This window comes from Paenibacillus sp. Aloe-11 (genome assembly GCF_000245715.1).
Lineage (GTDB): Bacteria > Bacillota > Bacilli > Paenibacillales > Paenibacillaceae > Paenibacillus > Paenibacillus kribbensis.
The window spans coordinates 17452-30797 of sequence record NZ_JH601048.1 but is presented as its reverse complement, the minus strand read 5'-3'; the positions used below and the strand labels follow the sequence as shown (position 1 = coordinate 30797).

The 13346-nt window shown below is 48.5% G+C and carries 10 protein-coding genes and 1 pseudogene; 2 read left to right on the top strand and 9 right to left on the bottom strand.

Annotated features, from left to right (window positions below; all coding sequences use genetic code 11):
* Nucleotides 1-26: 26 nt before the first annotated feature.
* From WG8_RS05105 to WG8_RS05090, 4 genes are all read right to left on the bottom strand, one after another.
* A complete protein-coding gene (locus tag WG8_RS05105; RefSeq protein WP_007429039.1) occupies nucleotides 27-1484 on the bottom strand; it encodes a glycoside hydrolase family 32 protein in 1458 nt (485 codons plus the stop codon).
* A 25-nt stretch (nucleotides 1485-1509) separates the two neighbouring features.
* Nucleotides 1510-3099 carry an ABC transporter substrate-binding protein gene (locus tag WG8_RS05100; protein ID WP_007429038.1) on the bottom strand — a complete coding sequence of 530 codons (1590 nt, stop codon included), beginning with the start codon at nucleotides 3097-3099 and terminating at the stop codon, nucleotides 1510-1512.
* A 61-nt stretch (nucleotides 3100-3160) separates the two neighbouring features.
* Nucleotides 3161-4042 (bottom strand): carbohydrate ABC transporter permease, encoded by an 882-nt coding sequence (locus tag WG8_RS05095; RefSeq protein ID WP_007429037.1) that lies wholly within the window; start codon nucleotides 4040-4042, stop codon nucleotides 3161-3163.
* Between the two features lie 15 nt (nucleotides 4043-4057).
* Nucleotides 4058-5020 carry an ABC transporter permease gene (locus WG8_RS05090; protein ID WP_007429036.1) on the bottom strand — a complete coding sequence of 321 codons (963 nt, stop codon included), beginning with the start codon at nucleotides 5018-5020 and terminating at the stop codon, nucleotides 4058-4060.
* Between the two features lie 470 nt (nucleotides 5021-5490).
* Here WG8_RS05090 and WG8_RS05085 point away from each other — a divergent pair, with 470 nt between their 5' ends.
* Nucleotides 5491-6531 carry a LacI family DNA-binding transcriptional regulator gene (locus WG8_RS05085; protein ID WP_007429035.1) on the top strand — a complete coding sequence of 347 codons (1041 nt, stop codon included), beginning with the start codon at nucleotides 5491-5493 and terminating at the stop codon, nucleotides 6529-6531.
* 300 nt (nucleotides 6532-6831) lie between these two features.
* On the opposite strand, the gene WG8_RS05080 is transcribed toward WG8_RS05085, so the two are convergent.
* The gene (locus tag WG8_RS05080) at nucleotides 6832-9291 is read right to left on the bottom strand and encodes a rhamnogalacturonan lyase (RefSeq protein WP_007429034.1); all 2460 of its coding nucleotides are present in this window, start codon (nucleotides 9289-9291) and stop codon (nucleotides 6832-6834) included.
* A 91-nt stretch (nucleotides 9292-9382) separates the two neighbouring features.
* Here WG8_RS05080 and WG8_RS29475 point away from each other — a divergent pair, with 91 nt between their 5' ends.
* Nucleotides 9383-9559 (top strand): IS3 family transposase, encoded by a 177-nt coding sequence (locus WG8_RS29475; protein ID WP_442950069.1) that lies wholly within the window; start codon nucleotides 9383-9385, stop codon nucleotides 9557-9559.
* A 77-nt stretch (nucleotides 9560-9636) separates the two neighbouring features.
* Here WG8_RS29475 and arcC read toward each other — a convergent pair whose 3' ends face one another.
* The 4 genes and pseudogenes from arcC to WG8_RS28015 form a co-directional block, all read right to left on the bottom strand.
* Nucleotides 9637-10572 (bottom strand): carbamate kinase, encoded by a 936-nt coding sequence (arcC, locus tag WG8_RS05075; RefSeq protein WP_043890803.1) that lies wholly within the window; start codon nucleotides 10570-10572, stop codon nucleotides 9637-9639.
* Nucleotides 10502-11506 carry a DUF2877 domain-containing protein gene (locus WG8_RS05070; protein WP_007429032.1) on the bottom strand — a complete coding sequence of 335 codons (1005 nt, stop codon included), beginning with the start codon at nucleotides 11504-11506 and terminating at the stop codon, nucleotides 10502-10504. The genes arcC and WG8_RS05070 overlap by 71 nt, the downstream gene beginning before the upstream one ends.
* Complete coding sequence (locus WG8_RS05065) at nucleotides 11481-12740, bottom strand: DUF1116 domain-containing protein (RefSeq protein WP_007429031.1); 1260 nt, start codon at nucleotides 12738-12740, stop codon at nucleotides 11481-11483. Before WG8_RS05065 ends, WG8_RS05070 begins: the two co-directional genes overlap by 26 nt.
* 78 nt (nucleotides 12741-12818) lie before the next feature.
* Nucleotides 12819-13346, bottom strand: a pseudogene (locus WG8_RS28015) (acyl-CoA synthetase FdrA); the annotation flags it as partial.

Below are 13346 nucleotides of genomic sequence, written 5' to 3'. Positions count from 1 at the left end.
TGGAGCTCATATCGAGAACATCTCATTCATTTCAGCTCATAAAGCTCCAGCGAATACAACGTAATCCGCTCATCCGCTGTGAATATTTTAAGACCCTTAGATGTAGCATCAGGGAATATTAAATCGGTAATCACCACCTGCCCGTGGTTAAAAAACACTTCAATAGACGACCGATCCACATAGATATGAATGTGCAATCGGTTTTCTACCGCTTCCAACGGGACGGCGTGCCTTCCCGCAAAGTCCTCATGAAAATCCGAACAGCCTGACCGTGTCCGGTCTACATATACCTCCTGTGTTTCGGATGCATAACCGACAAGCGTCTCCTGTTCATCCGATACCCGCACCTTGAAGCCAAAGTCTCCGCCGGTTGCCACCTCAGCTACAAGCTCATAGCAGTCCAACTGCAAGGCCGAAAATGCAGCCCGTATTTCCGTCAATGACGGCTCTTTCAGGGACAGGACGGGAGTTCTCAGTCCTTCCAGTTCCCGAACAGGGCGCTGAATAAGTGCAACTTTGCCTTGTCTCGTTTCCAGCGTGAGCTCTCTCGGAATGGACATGGCACCTCTCCAGCGTTCCGTCGGTGTCAGATTGGCATATCTCCAGTTGCTCATCCATCCAATAAACAGGCGTCGTCCGTCCCTCACCGGGATATCCGACCAGCACACACCTGCGTAGTTATCCCTGCCATGGTCGAGCCAGCGGACCTTTTCACTATCTACATCGGGTACAAAGGTCGTTCCATCAAATTCACCCGTAAAATACTGTGTTCTGGACCCTTCCCGAATCGTCGGAGCATCACCAATACTTACGAGCATGACCCACTTCACCTGTGCCCGCTTCCCATCAATATGCAGCGGAAATAAATCCGGGCATTCCCAGACCGCGTCATGGCTACCGATGCCATGGCCAAATTCACTGGCAAAGGTCCATTCCTTCAGATTCGGAGAATGATAGATGCGAATCGTCTGACCACAAGCCAGCACCATCACCCATTGCTCTGTAGGCTTATGCCAAAATACTTTGGGGTCCCGAAAATCAAGGCAATGCTCATCCTCCAGCACCGGGTTGTCCGCGTATTTAATCCAGCTTTTACCCGAATCCGTACTATAGGCAAGGCTCTGACACTCCCGTACCTGCCCCGTACCCGGAGGTGAATCATGATGGGTAAAAATAGCTACCAAACCCGGCCTGCCTCCGAAAAATCCGGAGGTATCCTGCTCATCCACTACGGCACTCCCGGAAAAAATCATCCCATGCTCATCCGGCTCCAAAGCAATCGGCTGCTCCTCCCAGGTCACCAAATCGGTGCTGACAGCGTGCCCCCAATGCATAGGCCCCCATGTCGTGCCAAATGGGTGATGCTGATAAAACAAATGATAACGTCCTTCAAAATAAACCAGTCCATTCGGATCATTCAGCCATCCGCTTTTCGGTGAAAAGTGATAGGATGGGCGGTATTTATCCTGCCTAATCACGTTCATACACTCCAGCTCCCTCGAATAAGAATCATTTGCCTGCGTTTCTGTCATAGCCCGCCTGTTTGATTTGCAGCCATTCCTGCAGCCCCAGACTGTTCAACTCCTGCAAATATTCCGGCCACTCCTCCTCCACCTTGCCGTTCTGGTACCATTCCGTACGTTTTCGAAGAACATAGGCGAACAGATCGGTTTCAATGGTCGATAAGCGGTCCAGCTCATCTATGGAGAAAAATACTTTGGGATAATTATGATCAGCCTGCATATGGGGAACCATCACCTTTTTGAGCAAACCCAGCCTCCACGTAGCATCTTCCGGCCGCGTCGTGTATTTTCCGTAGTATTCATTCAGCACAGCTAACGGTCCGCCAATGTTCGTCTTTTGTCTGATTTCCACCGGCGCCGAGCCTTCCAGCGGCAGATGCTTCAGCATTCCTTTTGTGGCATCATACTCAAAAATATTTTTCTGCTTGGTATCCCCGTAAGTCCCCCAATTGTTCTGTATGGACTGGAGCGGCTCATAGAGCTGGTCAATCCACTTGGCGGTAGCCTCCAGCTTCTTATTGGCACTGGTGATCACCATGCGCCCCCGATCGAAGCCTATGGCATTCGTCCGTGTGACATTCACATGTCCATCCGGACCGGCCAGCGGCGGCATGAGCTCATATTTATCATTCATGCCTGTAATATTCGCTTTATCCCATGTAAAGTACAGGCCATAGCGGTGATCCTTCCCTTTGGCCAGATAAGTATTCCAATCCTGCTGGGAGGATTCAATATCCACCAGCCCTTCCTGATATAAATCATGAATGTATTTGACCGCTTCCTTATATCCGTTATCCGCCGCCGTAAATACGACTTTTTCATCGTTTGTCACTACCGTATGGTCCCAGTTCTCCCCAAGCCCAAAGGACCCATATAAAAAGGCCAAATCCTCGCCGCCGGGCTTATCTATAAACGATAACGGAATTTCATCCGCCTGCCCGTTGCCGTTGGGATCTTTTGTTTTAAAGGCAATCAAGACCTGCTTCAGCTCTTCGGTCGTTGTCGGCATGGACAACCCCAGCTTGTTCAGCCACTCCACATTAATCCACGGCAAATCATCCACAGACTGGATCGCTTCTTTTCCCGTCCCCAATTCTTCGATCCACGGAAAGGAGTAAATATGTCCATCTGGCGCGGTCAACATCGCTTTATATTCCGGCGCTTGCTCCAGCACCTTTTTAAAATTCGGCATGTGCTGTTCAATTAAATCCTCCACTGGAATAATGACGCCGTCTTTGGCGAGCTTGAGCAGATCATAATCCGAGTAGCCCGCATCGAACACCGCATCCGGCAAATCGCCGCTGGCAATGGCCAGATTTCTTTTTTCAACAAACTGATCACTGGTAAAGTTCTTCCAACGAATATGAATACCCGTTTTTTCTTCCAGCCGTTTGTTAATCAGCTTGTCATTCGGGTCTGCCGGAGCGAGTGGTGAGCTTTGGGTTAAAAAGTTAAGCGTCATTTTTCCATTCACATCTGTTGAATCGTTCTCATTAGAGGAACTGCTGCTGCCGCAGCCGGAAAGAACCAGAATCGCCGCCAATGCAGCAAATGAGGCAGTTTTGAGCATTTTCATCTGGATGACCTCCATGGAATAAAGTAAAGGAGCATGTTGCGTATGGTGTGTACAGCGCCTATTATTTTAAGGAACCGACCATAACGCCCTTCTCAAAATATTTTTGAAAAAAAGGATACATTACCAGTAGCGGAAGACTGGAAATGACAATAGATGAATATTTGATCATTTCGGAGAGACGTTTCAGCTCAGCCATCGCTAATTGGTCACTAATCATGCCAGGCATCGTCTGGTTTTGGATCAGAATGGATCGGAGCACCAATTGAAGCGGATGCAGCTGTGCATTATCCAGATAAATCATGGCATCAAAATAAGAATTCCACTGACCGACAAAGGCATATAGCGCAATTACAAAAATAATCGGTTTGGACAGCGGCAGCACGATTCTGAAAAATATCGTCCAATCCGAAGCTCCATCCACGTTGGCAGCTTCTTTTAATTCATTCGGCACCCCCTTAAAGAAGGTTCGCGCCAAAATCAGATCCCACACGTTGATCGCACCGGGAAGAAGAATGGCCCATACGGTATCCAGCATCCCTAAGTTTTTGACCAGCAGGTAGGTTGGAATCAGCCCTCCACTGAAAAACATGGTGATGATAAACAATGTCATGAAGAAGTTCCGTCCCACCAGGCTGTTTACCGACAAGGCGTAGCCGGCGCAAATCGAAACGGTCACTGAGATCAGGGCAAAGCATGTAGAATAGAACACCGAATTGGCAAATCCACGGAGCATCGCCGGGTTGGACAAAATTTTCCGATATCCCTCCACGCTCCAATCCGAAATCCGGAAGGATAGCCCTTTACTTAACAAAACAGTCGGGTCCATAAACGACGCAATAACGATATAACCCAAGGGAACTACGATAGCTAAAACAGCCAGACCAAGCAAAATGTAATTCACACTGATGATGAAGCGGTCCAGATTGGAATGTTTGACATGCATAAAGAGGCTCCTTTCCTAGTACAGCCCTTCTCCCTCATTGAGCTTCTTGACGATAAAGTTAACGGTCAGCAGCAAAACCACATTAATTACCGAATTGAACAGCCCGACAGCCGCAGAGTAGGCGTAATTACCGGATTGCAAACCGACTTTATACACATAGGTAGGAATAATTTCAGAGGTAGGCAAATTCATGGATGTCTGCATGAGATACGCTTTCTCAAAGCCAATCGACATGATCCCTCCGGCTGCGAGAATAAAAACAATGGCCATGATCGGTTTAATCGTCGGCAAATCAATATGCCAAATGCGCTGGAGCAGGTTGGCCCCGTCCAGACTGGCTGCATTATGCAGCTCAGGATCTACATTGGCCAGGGCTGCTACATAAATGATCGAAGACCACCCTGCCCCCTGCCAAATTCCAGACAGGATATAAATCGAGCGGAAATATTCAGGCTCTGTCATAAAGATCACAGGGTTGCCGGTCACCGACGCGATGAGCTGATTGATCGGACCTGTGGGAGACAAGAAAATAAACAGCATACCCACAATGACAACGACAGAGATAAAATTAGGCGCGTACAATACAAGCTGGATATTCTTTTTCAATCCCGCCTTGCGGATTTGGTTCAGCATGACCGCCAACAGGATCGGCACAGGAAACCCGAGCAAAAGACCATAGAAGCTCAGCTTCAGCGTATTAAAGAAAATATCCGTAAAATTGGGCGAGTTCAAGAATTTAGAAAAGTATTTCAGCCCGACCCAATCACTTCCCCAAATTCCTTTGAGTGGACTAAAATCCTTGAACGCAATAATGGCTCCATACATCGGGACATACTTGAAAAGAATCGTAAGAATCAATGCAGGCGCCAGCAGTACGTAAAGAAAGTAGTTCTTGTGAATATAGTCTAATTTGCTACGAATGGACCTTTGCTCCCCCAGTCTGGCAGTTCTTTGAGCCGCCTTGGCCAAGTTTGCCATTTGCATCCCCCCTGTCTGTAATAAACCGTTTGTACAATAAATTTGAAAAGGCTTACAATTCACATCTTCAATTTACCAATCAGAACGTTATTCGTCAATAATTTTTGTAAAATAATATTTTTACATTTGACCAAATTTTTTGTACTAATGAGCTGTCATTTTGTAACATAAAATGATAAAAGACCTTTTAAAATCACCCTAATTACTCTGTTTATCATATAATTTTTTGTTCATCCTTGTGTTCATCCTATATTTAAATTCAAACTCATCCTTTAAAAGGATTGAGTTAAACACACTTGTCAAACACACTTTTCAAATGTAAAAATAATTGAATCATTTGTAATGCGAACGTTGCTATTTTATGCGAACTATTATACATTTAGGATACATTTTTAAGGTCTATACGGAGAATCGGAAAGGGCAACCGTATCTCACCGACAATCATATATAAGCGAAGGTGGAACCTGTCCATGAGGAAAGAAAAAGTAACTATTCAAGATATCGCCGATGCTTTGGGGATTTCCCGAAACACCGCCTCCAAAGCAATTAATGGGAGTGACAGCATCCCGGTTGAGACCCGGAACAAAGTCATAAAAAAAGCGATAGAACTCAAATATAAGCAATTTGCCTATGTAGAAACGGAGAGCATCATCCCGAAAAATCAAGGTAACATTGCCTTGTTTACATGCAATCTGCCGAACAGCTCGCATTTTGGCTCCTTTCTCATCAGTGGTCTGGAGAAAAGAATAAGCGCGGAAGGGTATAATCTGTCGATTCATATTGTGCGGGACAATGAAATTCATGCGGGAACACTTCCTAATAATTTTGAAGCCTCCAAGGTCGATGGAATCATTTGTATTGAAATGTTTGATCCACAGTATAGTGAGCTTGTTACGGGGTTGGGACTGCCCACGATCTTTATTGATTGCTCTGTGGACATTTTTTCCCCTGATCTGAAAGCGGATTTATTGTTGATGGAAAATGAACATAGCGTTTATTCTGTCACCAAAAGCCTGATTCAGGGCGGCTTAACGCGAATCGGTTTTGTGGGGGATTATCAGCATTGCAAAAGCTTCAACGAGCGGTGGGTTGGATATAACCAAGCTCTAATCGAAGCCGGTCTAAATGTGGATTTATCCTGCTGTATCATTGATCAGGACCGAAATTTTTTCTCCGAGTCGGATTGGATGGATAAACAATTGCAGCATATGAACGTGCTGCCGTCTGCGTTTGTGTGTGCCAATGATTTTATTGCGGTCAGTGTCATGAAAGCGCTCAAAAATAAAAACATGAGAATTCCGGAGGATATTGCTGTGTTTGGATTTGATAATGCTCCTGAATCCCGGATTGTAGAACCTCATCTATCTACCGTCCATATTTACAACAACGAGATGGGCATTACGGCGGCTGAGATGCTGCTGGCGCGGGTCAAGGATCCTTCACGACCTTATCAAATCACACATATCAAAACAGAGCCGATATTTAGAGAGTCCACTCCGACATTGCGATAGATGGTGAGAGTAAAAAAGGTGTTCTGACGACGCTCCGCTGACGCTTTTCTGCAATCGTTCCGTCCTCTCCGCTGCTTTCAGCAGATTTGCTATTTTAGAGATGTTCTAAAACCAGAAATGCCGACCCTGGATAGATTCAACTCTGCTGTAAAAGCTCTAAAAATACAAAACGGCAAGCCCCTACATCATTCAGAGGCTTGCCATTTTGCTAATCCATTAATTAATTTATCCGGGATAGAATCTTAGTGTTCAACTAGCATTATAAATCGTCTACTAATTTCACTGACTCGGCTTTTATTTCTATCCATCTATTTCCGCCCCTTCGACTTTTGTTCCATCAACCTCCGTTTTATCGATTTCCTTTTCATCGATCTTCGATGCCTCTGCCTCATCCGCTTCGTCGCTGCTCTCTTCCTCCATCAAAGCTCTTGGTGTGTAAAGCTTGGGAATCGGCACGTTCGCCCAATCCATATCGGATGCGAAGTAAAAGCTCGTGTAGGACGGCTGGTTATAGCCGGTATTCTGACGCGCCACATCCGCCCGGTACTGCGGATCATGCATCAACGTGTATAACTTATGCGTCGTAGGCTCGGTGCTCAAATAGATACGGATCGCCGAGCTATCCGCTGTACGGACAAGCATTTCCTCGCGCCAATCTCCGAAAACGTCGGCAACCAGCGATGGCGTTCCTTTCGTATAATTGTTCGTTTTGGTGCCTGTTGCGGTCAGCAATGTGCCGCGTTTCCAGTCTTCAATGGTCGGGGTTACGTCGATCGCCCCGTTCACGATTTGTGTGGTCATATTGGCAGCCCATTTGATACTCATATTGGTGCCTGGCATCTTCGTATCAAGCTGCTTGCCCGCCGCAGTCCACAAGCCCATAGCCCAGGTTTCCAGCCCTCGCTGATCCGGGTCTATGTCACCGATCATTCCGCGGCCTGTATCCTTGCCGGAATATCCGCCGTAGATGACTTTACCCGTCTTGGCATCCCGTAGCGAATAGCCATATGGAGCATAGGTTCCACCCTCATGCACCATAAAGATTTCTTTGCCCGGCCGATCCGGGTCAATATCGGTCACATGCAACGCATCACCGTGGCCCAGTCTGGCGGTTTGACCCGGAATGGCGCTTTCAGGAGGCATGACATCAAACGAGCTGTACAGCAGACTGCCGTCATGGTCGATGGTAGCAGAGCCGTATACGATCTCGTCCTTGCCGTCACCATCTACATCCACCATACTCAGTGAGTGTGCTCCCTGTGTAGTCAAGGTGCCGAATTTCGGGTCTGTTCCGTCCCGTCCGTGCGGGCTATCGTTAAACGGATTGGTCATGGGTGCCCAGCCGCTGTCCACCATCCAATGCTTTTGGAGATGGCGGCCGTCCCATGTATAGGTGACCAGCGTAGAACGGGTATAATAGCCGCGTGCAAAAACAGCATAAGGCTTGCGGCCGTCCAGATAAGCCACCCCTGCCAGGAAACGATCTACACGGTTGGCAGGTTCAATCCGGGCCATAGCGTAATCTCCCCACATGAGGCCATCGTCATGGCGCTCCGGCTCATAGCGGATGGTTTCCAGCTCAGCTCCCGTTTTTCCTTTGAAAATGGTCAAATACTCCGGCCCATCCACAATAAAGCCTTCGAACTCTCTCAGCTTGTTTTTGTCGCTCCGCGAAGGGGCATATACATCCATAAAATAGTCCGTCAGGCTTTCCGCATCCTTTCGGGATAACGGATAGCTGTACTTGGGAGCAATACCAAAGCACTCCTCCAGCGTAGCAGGCCACTGTCCTTTGACCACTTCTTCATGCTTCGTCCAGTTCATGAACATGTTCACTACATGCTCATAATAATCCGTGCGGCTCAAACGATAATCATCCTGATGTGTAATTCCAGCTTTGCGATCCTCGCGGGGCAGGGTAATATATTTTTCTTTTTTCGGCTTGCCCTTCTTGTCAAAGGTAATCGTTTTGGTGCCCGGAGCCGTCTTGAACATCAGCTCGGCTTTGCCGTCTCCGTCAAAATCGTACACCATCATCTGTGTATAGTGCGCACCTGATCGAATATTCACACCGAGGTCAATCCGATACAGCAGCTTGCCCTCGAACGTATACGCATCGACATACGTATTTCCGGTGTAGCCTTTCTGAGATACATCTTTGGAATTCGACGGGTCCCATTTTACAAAAAACTCATATTGTCCGTCTCCGTCCACATCGCCCACGCTCATATCGTTGGCTGAGTAGGTATAGGCTTCACCTGCGGGTGTTGTGCCATTGGCAGGCTTTTGAAGAGGAAGCTCATAGTAGCCCTGCTGCCATGGCTTCACTTTGGCACTGCGATCCTTTTCTTTCCCGTTAACGACTGAAGCCACCCTGTACACCGCATTTCCGCTTCCTTCCTTATCGACATAGTTGGTGCTATCGGTCACCGTCGCAATTTTCTTGCCGTCACGGTATACGTTAAAGTCCGCTCCCGTCAGTCCTGTTGAGCCGTAGCCATTCACTTCCTGGGCCAACAACCGCCAACTTAAAAACACACCCTCCTGCGTCACCGCAGCTACCAGTCCGCGATCCAGCTTTTCCAGCTGGATGCTGCCACTGCGATACTGTTCAGTAGCAATTGCTGATTCCGTCTGTAGCGTCGTCGGTTCGGTCAAATCTTCCGCAGCCACTCCTCCAGTCGTGCCCGTCATCGCCAGCATCGTTGCCAACGCGGCGGTCAAGCTTCCCTTTCGCCATGCGCCTTTCCTTTGAGCCATCCAAGTCGTCCTCCTCGATTATATTGTGATGACAAGCAAATACCCAAAAATGATTGCGCTTACATAATTTAAATTCCTTTTTATTATAGTTTTGCTGTTATCCCAAAAGCGTTTAAATATCCGGGGATTTCTCTACACAAATCCGTGTTGTTGCCAATTAATTGAGCAGGCCGTAAGAGAATATATTACGTTCTATAACTACGAGATCTTTCAGAAAAAACGAAACAACCGCTCCCCGATTGAATACCAGGAAACGGTTGCTGCATGATGATGTGTTTCTCTCTCGTCTACTTTACAAATTATGACTAATGTGGACGCTTGCACCCTCTTGACTGTGCCGGCTAATCAGGAAATATGCGTACCGGCTATTCCCCTGAGAGCCGAAACGGCATCTTCGATCGAACATATAATGGCGTGTTTTCCTTGTTCTGCAAATGATATAGCCGCCTCTATCTTCGGTCCCATACTGCCTGTGGAGAAATGTCCCTCCTGAACGTACTGTTTGGCTTCCTCCATACTGATATGGCCTAGCGCCTGCTGCTCCGGCTTGCCGTAATGAATGAAAACATTTTGCACGTCTGTCACCATCATGAAGATATCGGCGTTCGCTTCCTCGGCCAATTTGCGGCCGCTGCGATCCTTATCGATTACCGCTTCGACGCCTTTAATCGTGCCGTCCGTCTGCTGGATAACCGGAATGCCTCCGCCTCCGGAAGCAATGACAATTGCTCCGCTCTCGACAAGCCCCATAATGGTTTCTGCCTCCAAAATAGACTGCGGCTGCGGCGAAGGAACGACACGACGCCACCCCCGGCCCGCATCTTCCTGCATATTCCAGCCTTTCTTCTGTATCATTTGTCTGGCTTGATCTTCGTTGTAGAAGGTGCCGATTGGCTTGGTCGGATGCAGAAAGGCTTCATCTTCCTCAGATACCTGCGTTTGTGTCAGCACACTGACGACCTGCTGCGTCAGGCCCCGCTTCCGCAGTTCATTCTTTAAGGATTGATCGAGCATGTAACCGATGAATCCTTGAGACTCCGCACTGCATACGTCTAACGGAAAAGGAGAGACAACCTCTTTTGCTTCTTCATTTTGCTGCAAAATCAATCCCACCTGCGGACCATTGCCATGTGTAATGACGACTTTATAGCCCGCTTCCACGATATCAGCAATCTTTTCACTGCTGCTGCGTACATTTTCTAGCTGGTTCTCATAGGTTGCTTCTTGGTGTGGCCGCAAAATGGCGTTGCCCCCCAATGCAATCACAACTCGTTCTGACATGTTTATACCTCCTTAGGGCCATGATGGCATTGGCGATCCCAAATACCGTATCGATTCCGGAACTGTGTCCGGTTTGCAGCAATAGCAAAAGCCTGGTTTGAAAATAAGATGCATTTTTCATAACCATCGCGTTCAGCACCCGGGTTACCTTGTCACTGAATCGGCCGTGCAGCGCATGGAGCAAATAAGCTTTGCTTACATCTGTCGTAATTGCTTCTGTTTCCAAAATATGACGCAAGATGGTCAAAAACGCTGGATGAAAAGCGCCGGTCAATCTATGAACGGCCAACAATCCGATAAGGAAATCGTCTCCCGACGGTGTCAGTCCTGGCCCACGCCCCAGAAAATAACGCAAAGGCGCCGCGATGGCCTGGACTTCATCGGATAACAAGGCGTCAAGCAATTGTTCCGCATGCCGTATCGTAGCGTACTGCCGATCATCCGGCCTGTAATCATTCGCTAGAAAGCGGTTCCATTCGACGTCGAGTCCCGTCGGCACCCCCCAAGTGAGACATGTTTTCACTAATGCATCAACGTGAAATAAATCAAGAAAACTACTGTAATGATAGGCACGGATTTCATAATGGAATGACGCGGCTCGCGAAAGATCAAGTGTCACCGGGTATTGGGGATGACAGAATTGAAGCATGTCCGGCGTCCTGGCAACAACCTCGTCATTGCACCTGACATAAAAACGCAGCCTGCTGACACTTTCTTGTCCCATATGAATGCCGAATGGAACTCTGCCGTTTTTCGTTGTCCCGACAAAAATCAATGCATCTTCCATGGCCAAATTGATTCCGTTCTCGAAAATGCTGTGGACACGGCCAATCGGCCTCCGGGAGAGGAATGCCGTAAGCTGGGCGTGAATCTCCTCTCCCATGAGACAAGACGTATAAAGCGACGCCTTACAGAAGTCCGAGCTTCGACGCATAAGCTTCAAGCGCCTTCTCAAAGCATTCGACAGGCGGACGCACTGTACCGGCGCCGATCTGTCCCACACCCGGCTCCTTGTGGGCAATACCGGTATTAATGACTGGCGTAATTCCCGTTTCCACTACTTTTCTGGCATCAATACCGAGACAAATTCCGCGGAAGTTCCAGGTCGGAACAGTAAAGTTCGGGTTCTGGTCGATGGAGATTTCGACCATTTCATTGCTCGTTGCCAAGGCATCTTGAAACCCTCCGGCCCCGACGAACCGTGTAACGCCTGGAGCGGCAATCATCGCCATCCCTCCAACGCCAAACGTTTCCGTAATCGCGCTGTCGCCGATGTCCGGGTTGGCATCCGCTTGTGAAAAGCCGGTAAAAAACAGCCCCTGCGGTGTATTTACGGGTGCGGTAAACCATTCGTCTCCCATACCGCTAATGCGGATGCCAAAGTCCTGTCCATTCCGGCACATGGCGGTTACGACCGTGCCTGCTTGGATGGTACGGGCCCCGTCCATTACAGCCTTGGACGCTGCCATCATGATATTCAGGAAAAATTGATCGGTATCCGCCAAAAATTTGATAACGCTTTGCATCTCTTGCTTGTCCATATCAAGATTGACAATATAAGGGCTGATTTCTTTCAAAAAAACGAGCGAAGCGGCAATATTGCGTTGATGGAATTCATCCCCCATCGTAATGGCTTTCGCGATCATGACATTCAGGTTAAGACCTTCCTCCGTCGCCTTAAGTGCCCGCGAAAGTGTCGGGCCAAGCACGTCCTTCATCCATGTCAAGCGGGTAATAACTTCTTCTGAGTAAGCCCCAAAGCGAAGCACCTTGCCGATGCCTTCGTTCATGATGCAGTATGCCTCATTGCCTTCGGAACGGTTATTGACTACGAATACCGGCATATTACCGGATGTGATTCCTCCCATAGGTCCGACTGCCTTGACATGGTGGCACGGGATGAAATGGATATCGCCCTGTTCAAGCATGCTGCGGGCCTCCATTTCATCCTTCGCCCAGCCCTCAAATAAAGCAGCACCTACGCACGAGCCTTGCATGGGGCCTGTCATGTCCTTATATGCTATCGGCGGCCCCGCATGCAGCAGCGTCTTGCCTTCCAACTCCGGAATGACGGTATGTGCCGGTACTACATCGACGAGAAACGGCGCTCCGCCAGCAATTTTGTCAATAACCGCCCGATTGGCTTCATCAATAGTCTGATATTTCATATGATATTCCCTCCTGGCTGTTCATCTGCAACGTTGATTATTCAACGTAGGCGCAGTTCATAGCAGTTGATTTTATCGTTAACTCGTAAACCGGTAATCTTTTAATTGGTTTAATATTTGCTGCATCTTCACGCTGCCGCCCGCAACCGGTCTCCAATCATACTGGATTGCCGGAGCACCGCTTGCAGTAATGGATTCTGTAAACTTCCGCAGCCCCACATTAATGACAGACGGCTTCCCGGCAAGCAACGCTTCGATTGCGGCAGAGGTGGAGAACGCCTGGGGAGCGAATGTTGTTGCAGGACGGTGTGCCTTTGGCGAGTCTTCAAGGAAGAGCTGCATCATGGCCAGCACCGTGCGCACTGCCTGGTTGTTGCTCTCTTTGACTAACACGCCCGCCTGTTCGAACTTGCGCTTCTGCTCTTCATAAGACTGCGGATCCTGATGGGTGCCGCACAAAGCAGCTACAAAATAGAGGTTGCGGCCTTCCGTCTTCGCCTTGGCTGCAGCCTTCTCAATTGCCGGAGCCAGCACGCCCGCTACGTCATCATGACCGCCGTACCCCAGCACGACGTCGAATAAAATGACCGCAGTGGCTGGATCTTG